Below are 20,478 nucleotides of genomic sequence, written 5' to 3'. Positions count from 1 at the left end.
ATGACCAGCTACGACCCCACCGCTGCCCAGCCCTTCCTGACCCCTGAGCAGATAGCCCAAGCCCTGGGGCGGCCAGAACCCACACCTGAACAATCCGCTATCATTTCTTCCCCGCTGGTGCCCCGCCTAGTGGTGGCCGGTGCCGGGTCCGGCAAAACGGCCACCATGGTAGACCGCGTGGTCTGGTTGGTAGCCAACGGCCTGGTGCGGGCTGACCAGGTGCTGGGCGTGACCTTTACCCGCAAGGCCGCCGGTGAGCTACGCGAGCGTATGCGCTCCCGCCTTGAAGAACTGCGCAGACAGGGGCTGGTTCGCCAGGTGCCGGGGGAGCGGGGCGAGAACATGACCTCCGACCCCACCATTTCCACCTACCACTCCTACGCCAATACGCTGGTTTCCCAGTACGGTTTGCGCCTGGGCATTGAGGACGATGCCCAGATGCTCGGCGGGGCGCAGACCTGGCAGCTAGTGGCTCAAATTGTGGAGCACTATGACGGTAAGCTCCCCGAAAAAGAGGTGGCTAAATCCACTATGGTGAAGGCTGTCATTGAGCTTTCGGGCGAGTGCGCCGAGCACCTGGTCAGCCCCGACCAAGTCATTGAGTGGTGCCTGAAGACCCGGGCCTCCATTGCGCCCCTGGGCAAGCCCACAGTCAAAGGGGCTACCGGTGAGCAGAGAGAAATCGTCCAGAACCTTGACCAGCGAATATTCTACGCAGACCTGGTCAAACGCTACTCTGCCATCAAGGCAGGTATGCAGGTCATGGACTACGGTGATCTCATTGCCTACGCCGCCAGGATTGCCCGCGAGGTTCCCCTGGCCGCTGAGACTGAGCGCGAGCGCTACCGGGTGGTTCTGCTTGATGAGTTCCAGGACACCTCCCACGCTCAGATGCAGTTGTTCTCTGACCTTTTTAGTGCTTCTAAGGGGCGTGAGGCCCACCCGGTCATGGCGGTGGGCGACCCCAAACAGTCTATTTATGGTTTCCGTGGGGCATCGGACGGTCAGCTCTTTAGCTTCTACGATTATTTCCCTGCCCAGGACTGCAGCGCCAGCTACCTGACCGTGGCTTGGCGTAACGACCGGGCGATTTTGGATGTGGCCAACTACAGCGCCGCCCCGCTGAGTTCTCAGCCGGAGTGGGTACGTTCGGCCCACCGCATCGAGGTGCCCGCTCTAAAACCCCGTGAGCAGGCCGACGCTGGCCGTGTGCTGGTGGGCAACTATCTGACCGACCAGCACGAGGCTCGTGCCCTGGCTCAGCAGATCGCCTCAGAACGCGCTCGCTGGGCCCATGAACCGCTGAGCCAGATGCCCACCATGGCGGTGCTCTGCAAGAAGCGGGCCATGATGGAGCCTATCCGTGAGGCCCTGGACGAGCTGGGCCTTCCCTACCAGGTGGTGGGCCTGGGTGGTCTGCTCGATACCCCCGAGATCGTCGATACGGTAGCCGTCCTGCGCGTGCTCAGTGACCCGGGACGGTCGGATGCGCTCATGCGCCTACTGGCCGGTGCCCGCTGGCGACTGGGTGTTTCTGACCTGCTGGCTTTTGCTGAGTGGTCGGGGGTTCTCAAACGCCAGCGTGAGCTGGAAATCCGCTACGGTATGGCCGCTGAGTATGCCCAGGTGCGGGCTGAACAGGAAATCCTGGACGGCCTGGATAGGGCCCCAAGCCCTGCTACCCAGGGGAAGGAGGAAGAACTAGCACCGGAAGAGGCCTACCGCAGGCTCCTGCAGGCGGCGGCCCCCGATGTCACCGATGGCTCCTCCCTGGTTGAGGCCCTGGAGAATCTGCCCGAGCCGGGGTGGGTATCACCGCGCACCGGGCGGAGTATCACCGATGAGGGCCTGCACCGCCTGCACCTGCTTGCCCAGGAGTTAGAGCACCTGCGCCAGTTCACTGCCGATGACCTGGGCACCCTGCTGACTGAAATTGAGCGCACCCTACTGCTTGATATTGAGTTGGCCGCCCGCCCCGGCACCCGTTCGGCCCTTGCCCGCCGCCACCTGGACGCTTTCCAGGAGGTCGCGGCCTCCTATGAGGCCAGCGCCCCCCGCGTGAACGCCCTGCTTCTGGCCGCAGCTAAGGGTCTGGAGGCGGAGGAGGGCGAAAACACCGTGCGCTTCTCGCTGAGTTCTAGCGCTTCGTCAGCCTCAGGCATCAGCGGTTTTTTGGCTTGGTTGGATGCCGCTGCTCAGGAAGAGTCCGGGCTGGATATGGCCGCTGAGGCTCCCCGGCACGATGCCGTCCAGCTTCTGACCGTCCACGCTTCTAAGGGCCTGGAATGGGATCATGTCTATGTGCCCGGTTTGGCGGTCGGAGAGTTCCCCGATGCTAAGGATGAGCGGTGGACTAAGAAGAGTAGTACCCTGCCCTGGCCCCTGCGCGGGGACGCAAACTATCTGCCCGGTTGGCGCGAGGACTTTGAAAACCTGCGCGACCTGGGCGAGTTTACCGCCCTGCTCTCGGAGCAGGCTGTGGAGCACCGCATCGGTGAAGAGCGCCGTTTAGCCTATGTGGGTTTTACCCGTGCGCGTTCCCTGCTTACCCTGACCAGTTCGGCCTGGAAGGGTACCGCAACTAAGCCCCGTGCATTCTCGGAGTTTGTGGAAGAACTTATCCAGGCCCCCACCCCTCTGGCGGAGGTAATCGCCAGGGTGGATGAGGACCAGGTGGGTGTTGCCAACCCGCAGTCGGCTAGCATCACCACCGCCGCCTGGCCTTTTGACCCCTTTGACGGGCCGCAGGTGCGCACCTGGCAGAGCCTAGAAGAACTTGAATCCGCCACCGATGCTCCCCTGCAGGTGGAGCCGGTAGCAGTCGGGTCTGCTACGGGGCTAACCCCCCGGCAGGTGGTGGAGCGGGCGGCCCGGAACGTGGTGCGTGGCGGTCTTGACCCGCAGGAGGGGCCCAGTCCCGAGCAGGCCCTTGCTGAGCTAAGTGCGGAGCAGAGAGCGCAGACCCTTAAAACCCTCGAGGACTGGCAGGAGGAAACCGAGCTTCTGCTGGCTCTGCTTGCTGCACCACCTGCCGAGAGTGACTTTGAACTACCGGGGCATCTTTCTGCCTCCTTGCTGGTGAACCTGGTGGCTTCACCCGAGCAGGTGCTGGCCCAGATTCGCAGGCCCATGCCGCAGAGGCCGGGTATTGCCGCCCGCCAGGGTACCCTCTTCCATAGCTGGGTAGAGGAGCATTTTGGGCAGACCGGCATGCTGGATGTGGATGAAGATTTTGACGATGATGTCGCTGACCAAGAGCTGAACCTGCCCCAGCTTCAAGAGAACTTCTTGGGCAGTGAGTGGGCGGACCGAACCCCTTGGGCGCTGGAGTATCCCCTAGAAACTCCACTGGGTGCTGTGACGGTGCGTGGCCGTATTGACGCGGTCTTTACCACCGTTGATGAGCAGGGGCAGACTGTCTGGGAACTGGTGGACTGGAAGACCGGTCGGCCCCCGCGTACGGAGAAGGAACTTAAAAAGCGGTCGGTTCAGCTTTCGCTTTACCGGCTGGGTTTTGCTCGCCTGCAGGGGATTGTACCGGAGCAGGTCCGGGCCTACTTCTTCTATGCCTCAACGGGCCAAACTAAAGAAATTACCCGTTTTAGTAGTCTGCAAGAGCTGGAGAAGGCCCTAGCCCGGGCCGAGAAGCTGGGGCGGGAAGGCTAGAGCTAGTCCAGGGGCTGGGGTTTTTCCTCGTCCAGGGCCGGGGCAAGCGCCTTGACAGCAAGCAGTTCGGCTTCAAGGTGATTGAGCATGGAGACCGCCTCAGAGATCATGACGCGGTCTTCAAGCTCGGTGCCCCGAATAAGCCACTGAGCCAGGCCGAACTCTGCGTAGAGGCTGGCGCGGGCTTCTAGGTTGCGGTCGGGCTCCTGGGGCATTTCTTTGCGGTAGGTTTCAAAGATCCGCTCCCTAAAGAGGGGGTCTTCGCAGGCGTAGAGCCAGGCAAAGTCTTGGGCAGGGTCGCCTACACAGACCTCGGACCAGCCGGTAATTTCGACGACCTTTTTCTGGTCGAGTACTAGGTTGTCTTCGTTGAGGTCGCCGTGAATCACGCGGGGGCGGAATTGCCACATGGCGGAGTTATTGAGTTGCTGTTCCCAGCGGGTGAGCAGACCTGAGGGGACTTTGCCGGTAGCTACGGCGCGGTCAAGCTCGGCTAGGCGGCGTTCCCGGATCTGTTCGCCGGTGTAGACCGGCAGGTCGGCTTCTTCAACGATGGTGGTGGGGAAGACGTGAATGGTGGCGATGTAGTGGGCGATCTCATCGGCGATGTTGGTTTTGCCCTCGCGGGTGGAGTAGGAGATATCGGCTAGCTCGTCGATGTCGCAGTGCTTACCCGGGATATGGGTGTAGATGAAGGCTTGGCGGCCATCGAGCGGTACGGTTCCTACGATGGTGGGTACCAAAAAGGGCAGACGGGCGCGGATACCGGGCGAGAAAGACTGGAGGATAACGTGTTCGGCTTCAAGGCGCACGCTGGCTTCGGGGTGTTTGGGGTGCACGCACGCGCCAGCGTTTGTCGGCTGAGTCGATGATGATAGCTGAGTCGAAGTCGAGGGCATCGTCGGCTGAGGGCAGTGCGGCTACGGGGTAGAGCCCGGGTACGCCTGCTGATACGATGGCGGCAAGTTGAAGGGGAGTTGAAGTCACACTTCCAAGGGTACAAGAGAAGACGGGATGAATTGGAGATGAACGCTGAGAATTTGACCAATCTCTTAGCCGATGGGGCGGGTAGGGGCCTTGCTCCCGGTGTGCTGAGGCCTTTGGGGCCGCTACCGCTGGTGGCTGATGGGGTGCCTGCCTGTGCAGGGGCGCGGGAGGTCGAGGGCTTTTTCGCAGGTTTGGGGCGGGCACTGGCCGGTGAGCTTGACCCGGCTTTACCTACCTGCTGGCGGGAGCTTTACCCCTGGGCGCAACGGCCCTACCTGGTTGCCGTGGATTCTGGTCGCGTTTTGGTGGGGGAGGGTGAACGTCCGGTGCCCCTGAATCTAGCAGAGATTTTTGAGCTGAATACTGCTGCCCTGCTGGATTACACGGCAGTGGATAGGCACCGGCAGGTTAGTCTGCTCTACGCCGGCAGTCTATGCTCCCGCGCGCAGAACACGAGCGCATCACAGGGGCCGGGTCAACCCCAGCTAGGGCAGGCTCCCGTTCTTGCGCTGACTGATCGGTTTGAAGATTTCTTGTGCCTTGGCCCGATAGTGGCCCAGGGCTTTGAGAACCAAGAAGCGGGCATCGCCCAGGTGCTTGCGGCCCGTGCCGGTGGTCGCTGGGTGGGCATCCGTGACTATGCGGCTTACGGTTACGGCGGGTCGAGCCTGGCCTATGCCTGGGGTCGGGTGCTAGCTTCGGCTGCCTCCTTGACCGCCTGGCACGCTTCGGCAGGTTTTGACCCGGCTACCGGGCAGGCTACATTCGCTACCCGGGCCGGCTGGGTGCGGGTCAGTGAATCGGGCCGCGAGATTTTCCCCCGCACCGATCCGGCGGTGATTAGCGCAGTGACCGCTCGCTGGGAGGGAGCAGAGAAAATTCTGCTGGGCCAGGCCCGCGCCTGGGGGCCGGGGCGCTACTCAACCTTCGCTGGGTTTGTGGAGGGCGGGGAAGCCCTCGAAAGCGCGGTCCTGCGGGAAGTCTACGAAGAGTGCGGCGGTCAGGTAAGCGCCATGCGCTACCTGGGGTCACAGCCCTGGCCTTTTCCGCGCTCGCTCATGTGCGGTTTTATGGCTGAGATTTCTAACCCGCAGGCAGTCAAACCCGACGGCCTGGAAATCGAAAGAATCCGCTGGTTTACCCGCCAGGAGCTGGTCCGGGCCTATAGCTCGGGCGAGGTTCAGCTCCCGGGTACCGGTTCAATCTCCCGCCACCTCATAGAATACTGGCTGGGCGCTCCGCTCCCGGTTAAAGGAGAGCGGTAGACTAGATAACCGGCCCTGCTCGGGGCCCAATGATACACAGCGAGGGCAAGGGGAGTAGCACCATGAACCAGGACAAACTACGGGCACACCCCATTAGCCTGACCGCCCCCGCCGCTGACAGTATTCTGGAGGGCCTTGACCCCGAACAGCGCCGGGTGGCGACCGAGTTGTCTGGCCCCATGTGTGTTATGGCCGGTGCTGGCACTGGTAAGACCCGGGCTATTACCCACCGCATTGCCTACGGCATCGCTATTGGTCGCTACAACCCACGCGCGGTACTGGCCCTAACCTTTACTAACCGGGCCGCCGAAGAGATGAAGGTGCGCCTGCGCCAGCTCGGTGCTACCGGAGTGGTGGCCCGTACCTTCCACTCTGCCGCCCTAAGCCAGCTCCGTTACTTCTGGCCCCAGGCCATTGGGGGGAGCCTGCCCGAAATCATCAAAAACAAGGCCCAGTACATTATTGAGTCGGCCCGCAGGCTGGGCCTGGCAACTGACCGCGCTATCGTCCGCGACCTTGCCAGTGAAATTGAGTGGGCCAAAGTCTCCATGCTGACCGCAGAGACCCTCATGCCCCATCTGGCCCACCGGGAACTACCCGCCGATATCAGCCCTATCGACATGGTCCGCCTGCTGCGCACCTACGAGGAACTCAAAGACGAACGCAACGTCATCGACTTTGAAGATATCCTTCTGCTGACCGTGGCAATTATCGAAGAGAACCCCGAAATCGCCGCCCAGATTCACCAGCAGTACCGGCACTTTGTGGTTGATGAATACCAGGACGTCTCGCCCCTCCAACAGCGGCTTCTGGATGCCTGGCTGGGTGCCCGCGACGACCTGTGCGTGGTGGGCGATGCCTCCCAGACCATCTACTCCTTTGCTGGTGCAACCAGCCGCCACCTGCTGGAATTCCGCAGCCGTTTTGAGCAGGCCACGGTGGTCAAACTGGTGCGCGACTACCGTTCCAGCCCGCAGGTGGTCGGCCTAGCCAACCGCCTGCTGGCCGCCCGCAAACAGCGCCCTGACTCCACCCGCTACTCCTGGGCGCCCCCGCTTCAACTTATTTCCCAGCGTGCGGAAGGGCCGGCGCCCCAGTGGTTCGAGTATGCTGACGATGAGCAAGAAGCGATCGGTATAGCCGAAGACATTAAAGACCTGATAGAAAAGGACGGTATTCCCGCCGCTGACATTGCTGTGCTCTACCGCACCAACTCCCAGTCAGCCGCCCTGGAACAGGCCCTTAACGACCTTGGCATCAACTACCAGTTGCGCGGTGCTGAACAGTTCTTTGACCGGGCTGAGGTGCGCGCCGCTATCAGCATGCTTCAGGGTGCCGCCAAGGGCGCAGAAGAGACCGACTCTATACCCCAGCTGGTACGCGATAACCTCAAAAACTTAGGCTGGTCACCCAAAGCGCCCCAGCGCTCAGGCCAGGAACGCGCCCGCTGGGAGTCCTTGGAAACACTGGTTTCCCTGGCCGACCGGCTGGTTGCTGAGCGCACCTTGGCGCGTGAACAGGCCCAAGCCAACGGTACAGGCGAACTGCCCCCGGAGCTCACCCTCTACGAGCTAGTAGCTGTCCTCATTCAACGCTCCCAGCACCGCGACGCGCCCTCCCTCAACGGTGTCACCCTGGCCTCTCTGCACTCAGCCAAGGGCTTGGAATGGGAGGCTGTTTTCCTCTGTGGCCTCAATGAGGGGCTCATGCCTATCTCCTTTGCCCAGAGCAGTGACGAGGTGGACGAAGAATGCCGCCTACTCTATGTGGGCATCACCCGCGCCCGCTCCTACCTAACCCTCACCTGGTCGCGCTCGCGTACCCCCGGCGGTAGGGCTGGGCGTAAGCGCTCACGATTCTTGGACGACATCGCCCCTCAGGGAGTTTAAATGGCTAGCATCCGAGAGGTACTGCCGGCCACCGCGCACCGCCCGGAGATTGAGGTGGTGCGCTCCACCCGCCGCAGGCGCACCGTCCAGGCTCAGCCACTTGAGGGCGGGCGGATTCGCCTGATGGTTCCTGCATCCAGCACACCAGAGGACCTTGAGATTTACATAGAGAACCTGCTCCCCAAAATACAGCGCCGCGCGGCTCGAAAGAAACAGAGCCAGCGCAGAGCTATTTCCGATGAGCTTTTGGCTCAAAGAGCTGAGAAACTTCGCCGGGCCTACCTCCCGCAGGCACCGTCTGCCTCATCTATCCGCTGGGTCACCAACCAGCAGCACCGCTGGGGGTCAGCAACACCGGCTGAGCGCACTATCCGCATCTCCCACACCTTGCAAGGTGCTCCTGGCTACGTGCTTGATTCCGTGATTTTTCACGAGCTTTGCCACTTTCTAGAACCCAACCACAGCCCGCAATTTAGGGAACTAGAAGCCCTCTACCCGGAACAGGAGAAGGCGCGTGCCTTTCTGGAAGGAGTGACCTTCGGTCAGCGCGTGCCTGGCACCCCACCCCCATCAGGGGAATAAATAAGGAGGATTATTCATAAGGTAGGCCAGCCCCGGCCAGCAAATTCGCTATGAGCCTGCCTTACCTACCTCGGATCAAATAAACCCCAAGGTTGAGGGCCTAAGCCTTGGGGGAGCCACCACCTTCTGAGCCTTCACCGGGTTCTTCATCGGGCTGGTCGTAGCCACCGGCCAGGAGCTTTTCGAGAGCCGCATCGAACTCATCTTGGCTAGCTGTCAGCAGAGCACGGCGGGAGGCAAAGCCTTCGGGATCATCGAGGTCTTCACTGGTGGGCAGAGTCTCAGGGCCCTGCCAGAGCTGATCACGGGCTTCAAAGCCATGCTGCTCTTCGTAATGCCGCCAGAAAGCCAGGGCTTCGCGCATCTTGCGGGGGCGCAGCTCCAGGCCGACGAGCTGGGCGAAAGCGTGTTCGGCTGGGCCACCGGTTGCACGACGGCGGGCCATAGACTCAGAAAGCTGGGGCGCCATCGGCAGATTCTTGGTGGCCTGCTCGGTAATGAGAGATACCCAGCCCTCAATGAGAGCAAGCAGGGTTTCCAAACGGTCCAGGGCCAGCTGCTGGTCCTCGGTGTGCTGGGGAGCGAACATGTCCCCGGCAAAGACCTCCATCATGGCCTCGGGGTTAGCTGGATCAAAATCAATCTCTTGGGCTGATGCCTGCATACGCTCAATATCAACGCGAATACCGCGTGAGAAGCGCTGAATCAGGCCGATGATGTCCTCGCGTAACCAGGGGTTAGCCTTGTGCAGGCGAATCAGAGTGGCCTCACGCACTGCCAGGTAGAGGATAACCTCCTGGGCCGGGATTTCAAGGCCCTCACTAAAAGCGGCAACACCGCCGGGGAGCAGAGCAGAACGCCCTTGAGCCAGGGGGATCCCGATGTCGGTGGACGAGACAATCTCTTCAGCAAGCTTGCCGATAGCCTGCCCCATTTGCATACCGAACATCATGCCGCCCAGGCCCGCAAAAATATTGCCGCCACCGAGCATGCCGGAAAGTTCTTCGGGCAGCTGCTGCTGTATCGAAGCGTTCATAGCCGAAGTGACCTCAGTAGCTACCGGGCCAGCAATTTCTTTCCAAGTAGCAAACGAGTTCTCCACCCATTCAGCCTTAGACCAGGCTTCGACGCTAAAGGCCGGACGCTCAAAAATGGTGACAGGGTCAAGCCACAAGTCAGCCAGAGCTGCGGCATCTCGTACCGCACCGGTCTGGCTAGAAGTTATCGAAGGGTCCTTGCCCAGGGCCAGTACCTGGCGGGCGTTCTGCTGGGCAAGATCCCAGTTGACCGGCTCATCACTGCTCTGAGCGTTCATCATAGAATTCACCTGGGCAAAAATACCCGAGAACATGGCGGGGTCAAGGGGAAGACCCATCTTGCGCAGGGCATCGGCATCAAAAGCCTGGGCACCGTTCATGGCATTGGGGTCAAAACCCTGCTCACGGAGTTTTTTCAGGAACTCTTCTAGGGGGTCATGACCTGAAGAATCAAAGGGGTGATTCGACACTGCTTGCCTCATTTCCAGAACACGCGGTGGGGCAACAGGAGCGCCGCCCCGCTTTCCCTCTAGCCTACTGGTCTACCTGCCGCAAAAAGTGGCTTTTAGCCCACAGCCAAGTGGGAGTTTGCTGGGTTGAGGGACGGAGCGAATTTTTTACTTGTAATCTTGTTCCTATGGGTTTTTTATCGAGGGAACAGATGGGCCGCCTTGCGCGCAAGCCCCGCATAAATCTATACACGGTAAGCGCAACAGGCCTTACGGGCCTCTCCCTACTATCTTTAGTTATCCCCGTGAACTTTGTCACGGAGTCCCCGGGGCCTACCTTCAACACCATCGGCGAATTCAATAAGAAGCCGCTGATTGAGATTGAGGGCGCAGAGACCTACCCTGTAACCGGCTACCTGGACATGACCACCGTGCAAGTAGCCGGTGGACCCAACTCAACCCTCGGTTCCCTGGGTGCCTTGTCGACCTGGCTGGAGGAATCAACCACGGTGCTCCCCAGCGACCTGGTCTATGACCCCACCGTCACCAGTGAAGAGGTCAGCGCTCGCAATAGCGCCGATATGACCAACTCCCAGGAGGTTGCTCAGGCAGCGGCTCTGACTCAGCTGGGTATCGACTACACCGAGACACTGAATGTTTCTGGCGCGGTGGAGGGTGGCCCGAGTGAAGGCCTGGTTCAGGAGGGCGATATCATCACGGACATCAACGATGAACCCCTCACCAAATATTCCGACTTGACTGACCGGGTTAATGCCTCCGGCGGCCAACCTGTCACCGTGACCCTGAAGCGTGATGCTCAGACCCAGCAGGTAACGGTCACCCCCGTATATAACGATAAGAGCGGTCGCTATGTTCTTGGCCTCTATCTTTCCCGCACTTTTAATTTCCCGCTGACCGTCAAGTACGGGCTAGAAGAAGTGGGCGGGCCCTCGGCGGGCATGATGTTCGCGCTAGGTATTATTGACGAGTTGACCGAGGGCGATATGACCGGTGGCGAGCACTTTGCTGGCACCGGCACCATTGAATCTGACGGCACGGTAGGCCCTATCGGCGGCATTGAGCAGAAGATGAAGGGTGCCGCCGATGCCGGTGCCACCGTCTTCCTGGCCCCCGCCAGTAACTGCGATGAGGTGGTGGGCAAGGTCCCCAGCCGCCTGTCGGTGGTTAAGGTGGAGACCCTGGATGAAGCGGTCGAGGCGGTGACGCGTATTGGTCAGGGCCAAGACCCCGCTAACTTCCCGACCTGCACTGCCCCTAAAGTCGGTGCTGAGAGCTGAAAAGGTAAGCCAGCTCTCGTAAGTCACCCTGTTCTTTGGCAAAATAGTTTCTTATTACACAGCGTCCCCGTATTGATTGTGGCGCTGTGGGACCGAGCCGTTCGCGCGGCAGACACACAAGACAACTAAAGGACATCCGTGAGTACCGGAAACACCCCTCCCCGTTCTCCATCACGCAGGCCCCAAGGTAAGAACAAGCCCCTGGGCATGACCGTTGCAATCGTGGCGGTTCTCGTCATTGCTTTTGTTGGGGCCACCCAGATTTACACCGACGTCCTCTGGTATGACCAGTTGGGCTACCTGCAGGTGTTCATTACCCAGAACCTGACTAAGGGTGCTGTCTTCCTAGGCTCAACCTTACTTGCCGGTCTGGCTATCTGGGCTAGTATGCGCTACGCCTACAAACACGGTGTACCGCAGACCCCCGCCCCCCGGCGGGCATCGGCTCCGCGCATTGACGCTAACGGTGACCCTGTTCCTGATCCTTATGCAGATATCCAGGAAGTGTTCAACCAGAACATGGAGCGCTACCGTAAGAGCATCGATAAGATGCGTAAGCTCATGCTCCTGGTGGTTCCCCTGGTGCTGGGTGCCTTTGTGGGCGCGGGTGCTACCAGCCAGTGGGAGTCTGTGCTCCTGTTTATGAACGGTGAGAGCTTCGGCCAGACCGACCCCGAGTTTGGTCTTGATCTGGGGTTCTTCCTTTTTACTCTGCCTTTCCTTAATTTTGGGACCGGTCTGTTGAGCACCTTTATCCTGTTCTCGGCCATGGCTGGCCTGGTGGTGCATTACTTCTACGGTGGAATCATCGTGGGTGAAAAGGGCATCACCACCACAGTCTTCTTCCGCCGTCATCTGGCTCTGCTGGGTGCCGTCTTCATTCTGGTGCGGGCGGCGAGCCTGTGGCTGGCCCGCTATAACGCTACCCAGGATCAGAGCGGTTCGTGGGCCGGTGCCATGTACACCGACGTGAACGCAATCATCCCGGTTAACGCCATTTTGGCTGTTGCCTCACTTCTGGTGGCTGCGCTCTTTGCCGTGGCAATTCTTAAGGGCAATTTCCGCCTGCCCCTTATTGGCACCGTGGTGCTGGTTGTGACCTCTCTGGTGGCAGGCAGTATTTACCCTTGGGTTATTCAGCGTTTCCAGGTTGTGCCCAACGAGCAGGCGACTGAGGCCCCTTACATTCAGCGCAATATTGATGCCACTCGCGCCGCCTATGGCCTTGACGCTATCGAGGTCAAGAACTACGATGCTACGACCTCCACTGCCGCAGGTGCCCTGCGGGGGGAGAGCGAAACGATTTCTAACATTCGCCTGCTTGACCCCAACGTGGTCTCGGGTGCCTTCGCCCAGCTTCAGCAGTTCCGCCCCTACTACCAGTTCGGCAAGAATCTTTCGGTGGACCGCTACTCCATTAACGGGGTAGAAACCGATACCGTGATTGCGGCCCGTGAGCTGAACCCAGCGCAGAACGCCAACTCATCCTGGGTGAACCAGCACGTTGTCTACACGCACGGCTACGGTGTGATTGCCGCCTACGGCAACCAGGTTGAGGCTGACGGTAAGCCCAAGTTTATTCAGTCCGGTATCCGCGCGACCGGTGCTATTAGCGAGGACTATGAGCCGCGCATTTACTTTGGTCAGAGCTCCCCGGAATACTCTATTGTGGGAGGTAGCGCTGAGGACGAGCCCCTGGAACTGGACCGCCCACAGACCACCGACGACGCCAGCGGGAATGATGCCAAGTACACCTTTACTGGCAAGGGCGGCCCCAATATCGGTAACGCTTTTAACCGTCTGTCCTACGCTATTAAGTTCCAGTCTTCTGACATTCTGCTTTCAGATGCGGTACGTTCTGAGTCCCAGATCCTCTACGACCGTGACCCGTCAGCCCGGGTTAAGAAGGTCGCCCCCTACCTGACGGTGGATGGGAACCCCTACCCGGCGATTATCGATGGTCAGGTCCAGTGGGTCGTGGATGCCTATACCACCAGCAATCAGTACCCCTACTCGCAGGCAGCTAGCCTTGAGAGCGCTACCGCTGACTCAGAGACAGCTACCGGTGTCGCGCAGGCTCTGCCCAACAAGCAGGTCAACTACATTCGTAACTCCGTCAAGGCTACTGTGAATGCCTACGACGGTTCGGTGACCCTCTATGCGTGGGATGACCAGGACCCGGTTCTGAAGACCTGGCAGAAGGTCTACCCCGGGACGGTGCGCCCCTACAGCGAGATGAGCGCATCACTGATTGGGCATGTGCGCTACCCGCAGGACCTCTTCAAGGTTCAGCGTGAGGTGCTCAACGCCTACCATGTGACCGATGCCTCAAGCCTGTACGCGCGGGATGATATGTGGTCAATCCCGAACGACCCCACCAACAATAGCGGTAAGCCGCTCCCGCCCTATTACCTGTCCCTGCAGATGCCCGGCGAGGATTCCGCTAAGTTCTCGCTGACCACCTCCTTTATCCCTCAGCAGTCGGATAGCAACACCCGTAACGTCATGTACGGCTTCCTCTCTGCTAACGGTGACGCGGGGACCGGTAAGGACGGCGAGAAGGCCGCAGGCTACGGCAAACTGACCCTGCTGGAACTGCCGCGTTCATCGGTGGTTCCTGGCCCCGGCCAGGCGCAGAACGTCTTTAACTCTGATACTGCGGTTTCGACCGAGCTGAACCTGCTCCGCCAGGGCGCTTCGGACGTTATCAACGGTAACCTGCTGACCCTGCCCGTGGGCGGCGGTATTCTCTATGTCCAGCCGGTCTATGTTCAGTCCTCCGGTGATGCGGCCTATCCGTCGCTACGCCGCGTGCTGGTGGGCTTTGGTGAGCAGGTTGGCTTTGCCCCCACCCTGGAGGAGGCCCTGAACGAGCTCTTTAGTGGCTCCTCAGGCGCTCAGACAGCCGCCGACGCCGGTGTCGATGAGTCCGAGGCCACTCAGGCCACCGGCGGCACCGCAAGTGGTGACAGTGGCACCCTGCAGGGCGCGCTACAGGATGCCCGTAAGGCTATGCAGGATTCGGATGCCGCTATGAAGGCCGGTGACTGGACTGCCTACGGTGAAGCTCAGAAACGTTTGAATGATGCCCTCCAGCGCGCGATTGAGGCTGAGGGTATCGAAGGTCAGGTTTCTGGCGCTAGTCCTTCGGCTAGCCCCTCAACATCAGCTGGTAACTAGCTCGCTCTAGCTGTCCGGTTTCTTGGGCTAGCTAGCCTGGCTTCACCTGAGGGCGCGGTGCTCTCCCCTGCGGGGGAGGGCACCGCGCCTTTTGTGCTGGCTAGGTTTCTGGGGGCTGGTTGCCCAGCAGTATGACTGGGCAGATCAGAGAGCCAGGGGCAGGTGAGTTAAGTTTTTGCGGAACTACAAATGTACTCTCACTCACAAATAGTCTTTTCAACTTGCGCTGAGGAGTAGGGGTGCGTATAGTTATATGAGTCGCCGCGGGGTGGAGCAGTTCGGTAGCTCGCCGGGCTCATAACCCGGAGGTCACAGGTTCAAATCCTGTCCCCGCAACCAAGACGAAAAGCGTCTCACGAAAAGTGAGGCGCTTTTCTTTTTCTCCTGTATCGCGGATTATCCACAAGGTGGTATTGCCTGCACCGTGTCTGACCTCTTTTTCAATATAGAGATCAAGGCTTGCTACGTCTTCTGCGAACGCTGCTCGACCCTTCGCTTTGCAGCATCGGAGTCTTCCAGCGCTTGCTCTAATTGCTGCTGGATTGCATAGAGTTAAGCGAGCTTGTTCGCTAGTTGCTGGGTGAGCTGGGTGTGGTGTTTGGGGGGGGGTAGCCCTAAGCGAGAAGTTTGAGCCACCGCGTGCGGGTGTTTACATTGGATTGTTGGAGTCCTGCCGCTAGGAGCCAGTTAATAAAAGTGGTGATACAAGCAGTCCATGTAGTCACCTTGTGACCTTTCTACAGATTAGATTTTCTGTAGGAGGTGACTAATGCCGTGAATACCCGGACTTAGCGGTAAATTTTGGAGCGATGTCCAGCGTTAAGGGCGAGGATAATAAGCTCACCTTGGTCAAGGTCAAGGATGACCCTGTAGTTACCCACACGGTACCTCCATAGGCCTGTGAATTCCCCGGTAAGTGCTTTGCAATGAGCTTGTGGTGTGGGTGATTCTGCAAGCCGGTCGAGCGCGTCCATAATTCTACGAGTGGTTGGCTTATCGAGTTTTTTTGAGCGCTTTGATGCAGTCTGGGTCGTAGATAAGGCTCCATGAGGAGGCTTGCATAAATTAGAGTCACAGTTCTTTTCGCGCTTCTTCTGCTGTGTAGGCGCGGCGTCCTCCGGTTTTGATTGCCTTTACCTTGGCGTGAAGTTCTGCGGCGTATTCCGCGTCTGCGATGTGTTCTTCGATGAGGGTGCGTGCACAGTAAGCCACGGAGCGGTCAGATGCAGCTGCTAGGTTGGTTAGGCGTTCTTTGAGTGATGAGGGAACTCTGATGGTGAGGACGCTATCGGAGACGGTTGGTGTAGTCATGTATTCATTGTATGACATTTACGATAGTGTGAATACTGGTAGCTTGAGTCATAACTCTTTGTATGTTTGGGGCGTTGTTCATAGAAAGAAGAATGCAGATGGGGTTTAACTGGAGAGATCCGTTTGGAATTGTCGCTCGGCGCCAACGGCGGAAGGTCGAGCTTGAGTAACACGTGGGGTATGCCCGTCAGCACAACCTGATGGTTCTTCGGGTAGATAGGGTGTATCAAAAAGCTCGAAAAGGCCAGAAAGCTGTAGGTATTCATCTTGATAGGGGCTACTGTGATATTTGGTTTTCTGGTCTGTGGCCTCCTCCTCAGAAGGTATATATCGTAAGAGGTTTTTGGAACGATACCGGGACTAGCTTTAAAGACTGGCATCATCACTCACCTTGTTTTCTGCACGTGAGTCATATTGAGTACGAGTTTTCTACCAAGGTGTGGGATGCTGCTATGAGGGGCTAAAGGCCGCCGTAGAGTTGCTGTTGTGGGGTGTGAAATAGTCTGTGTATTTAGGGCGTTGCGATAGTAGTTTGAATATGTAACGGAGCTTTTAGCTCGAGGTGCACAGGTTCAAATCCTGTCCCCGCAACCAAGACGAAAAGCGTCTCACGAAAAGTGAGGCGCTTTTCTTTTTGTCCTTTATCGCGGGCTCCAATGATGCTCTGCAGGTAAGAGTGCTATCGCCTAATGGTCTTGCTGTGGGACTTACCTGATTGGGCACAGGGCAAACATGTAGACGGGCGCTTGTCGGGTTTCTGGCTTCATGGAACTTGTGTTACTTCCGCGGTAGAACTTGATTGCCGAATGCTACTGGAACTGTGTAAGAATGCTATAAGTCACATCTTTTGCTGTGGTAACCGTAAAAAGTGCAGGTTATCAAGGAGGAACTTATGGACCAGGAGCTTTACTTTGATTTACTCAAGCGCGTTATTGCGGCTGAAAAGCGTATTGAAAATCTTGAGCAGGCGCTAGAGCATCGCGCAGGTGCCAATCCCGAGATAGCTACTCAGAAACCTGCCAAAATATCCACTAGACAGATTGCCCTGAACTTTGTGGCCGAGCAGGTAGGTACCAGGTTCCCTCAATTTCATTTGGTGGGTTCTGCTAGCCAGGGTAAGAACCGACTTCAAATCGTCAATGGATACGGTGAAACCAAAAATATTCTCCTTGCCTCATCTCGTAACCATGCGCGTAGCGTGAAAGTGGAGTTCGAGTCGTGGAACACTGTGAGTGCGTCTGCCTTGGAAGACAATGAGTTTTTTATTCTGAGTGCAGAGGGCGGGGAAGATGATCCTCACGTCTTCATTTTTTCTCAGGAGCAGATGCGGAACCTATGTTCCTTGAAGATGCCCGACCATGAGAATAAGTTCCGTTTTAAGATTGTTAGGGATAGGGCTGGGGTGTTCTGGGATCAGAACCCTCAGGATATTCCTACCGAGCCGATAGATATTACCTGGGCATACACGAAGTGGGATACATTGGCCTGGATCTAGTAACTTTTCTGTAGTGGAGGGGCTGTAGCTTACTAGGGTACCTTCCCTAAATTAGTACATATATTCTATAAAACATAGAATATATGTACTATTCTAGGGGTATGAAAGTTACCCTCCTTGCTCGGCTTTGCGCGAGTAGCCCCCTGCTGGTTCCCAGCCCCGATGTTGCTGTGCCAGCCGGCTTTCCCTCACCCGCCCAGGACTACCGGGCCACCAGCATCGACCTCAACGACATCCTAATTAGGGACCGCGCGGCCACCTATATTTTGCGCGTCACCGGCTCCTCTATGGTCGATGCGGGGATCGCAGACGGTGACGAAATTATCGTGGATCGCTCCCTCGAACCGGCAGAAGGCTCCATCGTCGTAGCCGCTATCGATGGCGAGTTCACCATCAAACGTTTCCACACCGACCGGGCAGGTCGCGGCTGGCTGCTGCCCGAGAACCCCGCCTACCCACCCATCCCTATCCCGCAAGAATCTGACTTCCTGATTTTTGGGGTTGTGACCCGCTGCCTGCACCATGTCTAACCTGATCTTTCATATCGATATCAACACCTGCTACGTCTCCTGCGAACGCCTGCTCGACCCTTCCTTGGTGGGCCGGCCGGTACTGGTGCTCTCCAACAACGACGGCTGTGTCATCTCTCTTTCGGCTGAGGCCAAGGCGCTGGGCTATCTTATGGGAACTCCCTGGTATCAGGTGCAAGAGCGCGCAGAAAGCCAAGGGGTCGCTGTGCGCTCCTCAAACTATGAGCTTTATGGCGATATCTCCCAACGGGTTATGTCCGTCCTCCAAGAGCACGCAGCCGACTTTGAGCAGTACTCCATTGATGAGGCCTTCCTGACCGCGCCCGTGACCCAAGACCAGGCGCACCATCTGGCACACGCTATCAAAGCGGATTTAGCCCGCCGGGTGGGCGTCCCCGTGTGTGTTGGGGTAGCCCCCTCCAAAACGCTGGCTAAGCTGGCCAATAAGACCGCTAAAAAGGTGCCTGCCCTCAACGGTGTGTGCGTCTGGGGTCTGCTGCCTGCTGCGCGCAGGCAGGCCCTTCTGGCTGCTCTGCCGGTCTCCGAAGTATGGGGGGTGGGTAGGCGCACAACGGTGCGGCTCGAGAAGATGGGGGTTGCTTCCATCGCAGATCTTGCACAGTCGCCCCCAGAACTCATCCGCAAACGGTTTAGTGTGGTGCTCATGCGTACGGTCCTGGAACTGAATGGGGTCAAGGCTATCGAGCTTGAGCCGGAACGAGCCTTCAAAGAGCAACTGATCTATTCGCGTTCCTTTTCCACCCCCATAACAACCCGTGACCAGATGCACCAGGTACTCAGTATTTACGCTCAGCGGGGTGCTGAACGCCTGGTTGGCCACAGCCAGTTAGCAGGCCTACTCACGGCCTACTGCGGTACAAGCCCCTTTAGGGTGGGTCAGGCTCACTACCCCTCAGTGCAGGTCAAGCTCCCGGGAAAAACCGCTGACCCGCTGGTTCTTACCCGCGCCGCCCTCCGCCTGTTGGAACAGGTAGATACAGGGTATGCCTCCTATGTCCGGGCGGGAATTGTACTCAGTGACCTCGTGCCAGCGGGCCTTAACCTGCCGCTTGAAGGGCTGGCCTATCAGCATGAGGCCCAGGATATCGCCGGCTTAATGAATCGCATACGAGAGCGGTGCGGCCAGGCTGCCGTGGGTCTGGGCCTAGCTGGATTTTCCGCACCCGCAGGCTGGGAAATGAAGCGCGACATGCTCTCACCGCGCGGGACAACTCACTGGGGTGAGTTAGTCCCTGCCAAAATCACCTAAACATGCGGTAGGCACACAACCGGCCCCGCAGGTAAAGGGCGGGGCCGGTTTGAAAATTGCTGTGGGGAAGCCTGGTTAGGCAGCTACTGCCCAGTGTTCTGAGAGCTTTGCAGTCAGCAGGTTGCGCAGAACAGCGACAAAGGGTGCTGGGATACGGCTGAGTCGGTGACCATTAAGGGTGAGAGTATGACCTAGCAACGGGAAATAGCTGAGCTTGGCCTGATCCAGCGTTTGAAGATCAAACGAAAGGCTCTGCCCGGTCTGGAAAGTGTTACGGAGCAGAAGTACACGTTCGTTGGTGATCACCATCAGCGTATCGCCCAAGCCACTGTATTTGCCGACAACAAAGTCCACAACAGTCTCACCGCGAACCATACTGTCCGCCATGTGCAGGGCCTTGTGGAATTTCTTGAGCCCACCGTGAGATGAATGACGCTTGACAGCGGAGCTGAGCGAGACGTTTGAGTACCTGTCGGTAACCCAACTTTCAAAATGCATAGCGGGCTTCCTTGTCTGAGGTGTACGTGTTGTTAGTCCTCTAGACACTATACACACATTATGTCCACTAAAAGGTGGGTTTTTCTTATTTTTTGTCCCCAAAAGCGAGAGTTTGGTCTAGGTCCTGGGTTATTTTGTGGGGTAGGTAGCCGGGGTGGGTTCCATATGTTTTAGGGTGGGGGTGGCTACTGACAAGGAGATATATATTCAGAATTCTTGGTCAGATTCAGCTAAACCAGCGGCAAATGTCTCTTTTTGGCCTGATGAAAGGTCCCGTAAAAATATGATCAAGCGCTTGACTGTACGGTGTGTAGATAGAGGCAGAACCATGCCACAATAGAAGGCGATGGCAACCTCTCACTTCTAGGGCTGGGCAGATTCATGAAACCACTGATTATCGGTATTGCTGGTGGCACCGGTTCGGGTAAAACAACCCTCACCAACTCCTTACTAGAGCGTTTTGACGGCCAAGTAGGGGTAATCTACCACGATAACTACTACAAGAGGAATGACCACCTCACCTACGATGAACGATGCCTGCTGAACTACGATGCACCGGAGGCTTTCGATAACGACCTGCTGGTGCAGCACCTCAAAACACTGCTGACCGGTCAGAGGATTGAGACGCCGGTCTATGACTTTGCTACCCACAACCGCTCCGATGAGACCATGGAAGTGGCTCCCCAGCCTATCCTTATTCTCGAAGGGATCCTGATTTTTGTGGAGCCCGAAATCAGGGAACTGTGCGATATCAAGATTTTTGTGGACACCGATGCCGATGTTCGCATTCTGCGCAGGCTTCGCCGAGATGTCATCGAGCGTGGCCGCACCATCGAATCGGTCGAGAGCCAGTACCTCACCACGGTCAAGCCTATGCATGAGCTCTACGTGGAGCCGTCCAAGAAGCATGTGGACATGATCATTCCAGAGGGCGTGAACATGGTAGCGCTCGATATGCTCTACCACCGGATTACCGGCCAGATCGAATCTGCACCCTAGAACCAGCGGGGGAGGAGCAACC

General features: G+C 58.1%; 15 protein-coding genes, 1 tRNA gene and 1 pseudogene. 11 read left to right on the top strand and 6 right to left on the bottom strand.

The features are described 5' to 3' along the window. Complete coding sequence (locus tag ACN080_RS05015; protein WP_419113204.1) at positions 1-3,666, top strand: UvrD-helicase domain-containing protein; 3,666 nt, start codon at positions 1-3, stop codon at positions 3,664-3,666. Positions 3,667-3,668: 2 nt separating this feature from the next. Here ACN080_RS05015 and ACN080_RS05010 read toward each other — a convergent pair whose 3' ends face one another. Further along, positions 3,669-4,505 carry a phosphotransferase gene (locus ACN080_RS05010; protein ID WP_419113203.1) on the bottom strand — a complete coding sequence of 279 codons (837 nt, stop codon included), beginning with the start codon at positions 4,503-4,505 and terminating at the stop codon, positions 3,669-3,671. Then, positions 4,468-4,653 carry a hypothetical protein gene (locus ACN080_RS05005; RefSeq protein WP_419113202.1) on the bottom strand — a complete coding sequence of 62 codons (186 nt, stop codon included), beginning with the start codon at positions 4,651-4,653 and terminating at the stop codon, positions 4,468-4,470. The genes ACN080_RS05010 and ACN080_RS05005 overlap by 38 nt, the downstream gene beginning before the upstream one ends. Positions 4,654-4,691: 38 nt before the next feature. On the opposite strand from ACN080_RS05005, the gene nudC reads away from it, so the two are divergent. From nudC to ACN080_RS04990, 3 genes are all read left to right on the top strand, one after another. After that, entirely contained in the window at positions 4,692-5,918 is a 1,227-nt protein-coding gene (gene nudC, locus ACN080_RS05000; RefSeq protein WP_419110194.1) for an NAD(+) diphosphatase, read from the top strand. A 62-nt stretch (positions 5,919-5,980) separates the two neighbouring features. Continuing rightward, positions 5,981-7,807: an ATP-dependent helicase gene (locus ACN080_RS04995; RefSeq protein WP_419113201.1), complete on the top strand. Its 1,827-nt coding sequence runs from the start codon at positions 5,981-5,983 to the stop codon at positions 7,805-7,807. After that, a complete protein-coding gene (locus tag ACN080_RS04990) occupies positions 7,808-8,389 on the top strand; it encodes a M48 family metallopeptidase (protein WP_419113200.1) in 582 nt (193 codons plus the stop codon). Between the two features lie 100 nt (positions 8,390-8,489). Here ACN080_RS04990 and ACN080_RS04985 read toward each other — a convergent pair whose 3' ends face one another. Next, a complete protein-coding gene (locus ACN080_RS04985; protein ID WP_419100565.1) occupies positions 8,490-9,896 on the bottom strand; it encodes a zinc-dependent metalloprotease in 1,407 nt (468 codons plus the stop codon). Between the two features lie 191 nt (positions 9,897-10,087). On the opposite strand from ACN080_RS04985, the gene ACN080_RS04980 reads away from it, so the two are divergent. From ACN080_RS04980 to ACN080_RS04970, 3 genes are all read left to right on the top strand, one after another. Further along, complete coding sequence (locus tag ACN080_RS04980) at positions 10,088-11,173, top strand: PDZ domain-containing protein (protein ID WP_419104617.1); 1,086 nt, start codon at positions 10,088-10,090, stop codon at positions 11,171-11,173. Positions 11,174-11,311: 138 nt separating this feature from the next. Next, complete coding sequence (locus tag ACN080_RS04975) at positions 11,312-14,353, top strand: UPF0182 family protein (protein WP_419112081.1); 3,042 nt, start codon at positions 11,312-11,314, stop codon at positions 14,351-14,353. 262 nt (positions 14,354-14,615) lie between these two features. Further along, a tRNA-Met gene (locus ACN080_RS04970) sits at positions 14,616-14,692 on the top strand. A gap of 449 nt (positions 14,693-15,141) precedes the next feature. Here the strand turns inward: ACN080_RS04970 and ACN080_RS04965 are convergent. After that, positions 15,142-15,372, bottom strand: a pseudogene (locus ACN080_RS04965) (type II toxin-antitoxin system RelE family toxin); the annotation flags it as partial. Positions 15,373-15,424: 52 nt separating this feature from the next. Then, positions 15,425-15,664 (bottom strand): ribbon-helix-helix protein, CopG family, encoded by a 240-nt coding sequence (locus tag ACN080_RS04960; protein WP_419113199.1) that lies wholly within the window; start codon positions 15,662-15,664, stop codon positions 15,425-15,427. Between the two features lie 892 nt (positions 15,665-16,556). On the opposite strand from ACN080_RS04960, the gene ACN080_RS04955 reads away from it, so the two are divergent. From ACN080_RS04955 to ACN080_RS04945, 3 genes are all read left to right on the top strand, one after another. Further along, a complete protein-coding gene (locus tag ACN080_RS04955) occupies positions 16,557-17,159 on the top strand; it encodes a hypothetical protein (protein ID WP_419113198.1) in 603 nt (200 codons plus the stop codon). 101 nt (positions 17,160-17,260) lie between these two features. Next, positions 17,261-17,689, top strand: coding sequence for a LexA family protein (locus ACN080_RS04950; protein ID WP_419104615.1), 429 nt, complete (start codon positions 17,261-17,263; stop codon positions 17,687-17,689). After that, positions 17,682-18,959 carry a Y-family DNA polymerase gene (locus ACN080_RS04945; protein WP_419104614.1) on the top strand — a complete coding sequence of 426 codons (1,278 nt, stop codon included), beginning with the start codon at positions 17,682-17,684 and terminating at the stop codon, positions 18,957-18,959. Before ACN080_RS04950 ends, ACN080_RS04945 begins: the two co-directional genes overlap by 8 nt. A 75-nt stretch (positions 18,960-19,034) precedes the next feature. On the opposite strand, the gene ACN080_RS04940 is transcribed toward ACN080_RS04945, so the two are convergent. After that, positions 19,035-19,457, bottom strand: a complete 423-nt coding sequence (locus tag ACN080_RS04940; protein ID WP_419104613.1) for a hypothetical protein — start codon at positions 19,455-19,457, stop codon at positions 19,035-19,037. 381 nt (positions 19,458-19,838) lie between these two features. Between ACN080_RS04940 and udk the strand changes: the two genes are divergently transcribed. Next, complete coding sequence (gene udk, locus ACN080_RS04935) at positions 19,839-20,456, top strand: uridine kinase (protein ID WP_419100558.1); 618 nt, start codon at positions 19,839-19,841, stop codon at positions 20,454-20,456. Positions 20,457-20,478 lie beyond the last annotated feature (22 nt).

The sequence above is a fragment of the Rothia sp. CCM 9416 genome (assembly GCF_048513535.1).
Lineage (GTDB): Bacteria > Actinomycetota > Actinomycetes > Actinomycetales > Micrococcaceae > Rothia.
This window is presented reverse-complemented; position numbering and strand designations above follow the sequence as displayed.

Bases quoted from the DNA above. Each gene is read 5' to 3' on its own strand.
- ACN080_RS05015 (WP_419113204.1), top strand. From the start codon at position 1: ATGACCAGCTACGACCCCACCGCTGCCCAGCCCTTCCTGACCCCTGAG.
- nudC (WP_419110194.1), top strand. From the start codon at position 4,692: ATGAACGCTGAGAATTTGACCAATCTCTTAGCCGATGGGGCGGGTAGG.
- ACN080_RS04995 (WP_419113201.1), top strand. From the start codon at position 5,981: ATGAACCAGGACAAACTACGGGCACACCCCATTAGCCTGACCGCCCCC.
- ACN080_RS04990 (WP_419113200.1), top strand. From the start codon at position 7,808: ATGGCTAGCATCCGAGAGGTACTGCCGGCCACCGCGCACCGCCCGGAG.
- ACN080_RS04980 (WP_419104617.1), top strand. From the start codon at position 10,088: ATGGGCCGCCTTGCGCGCAAGCCCCGCATAAATCTATACACGGTAAGC.
- ACN080_RS04960 (WP_419113199.1), bottom strand. From the start codon at position 15,664: ATGACTACACCAACCGTCTCCGATAGCGTCCTCACCATCAGAGTTCCC.
- ACN080_RS04955 (WP_419113198.1), top strand. From the start codon at position 16,557: ATGGACCAGGAGCTTTACTTTGATTTACTCAAGCGCGTTATTGCGGCT.
- ACN080_RS04950 (WP_419104615.1), top strand. From the start codon at position 17,261: ATGAAAGTTACCCTCCTTGCTCGGCTTTGCGCGAGTAGCCCCCTGCTG.
- ACN080_RS04945 (WP_419104614.1), top strand. From the start codon at position 17,682: ATGTCTAACCTGATCTTTCATATCGATATCAACACCTGCTACGTCTCC.
- ACN080_RS04940 (WP_419104613.1), bottom strand. From the start codon at position 19,457: ATGCATTTTGAAAGTTGGGTTACCGACAGGTACTCAAACGTCTCGCTC.
- udk (WP_419100558.1), top strand. From the start codon at position 19,839: ATGAAACCACTGATTATCGGTATTGCTGGTGGCACCGGTTCGGGTAAA.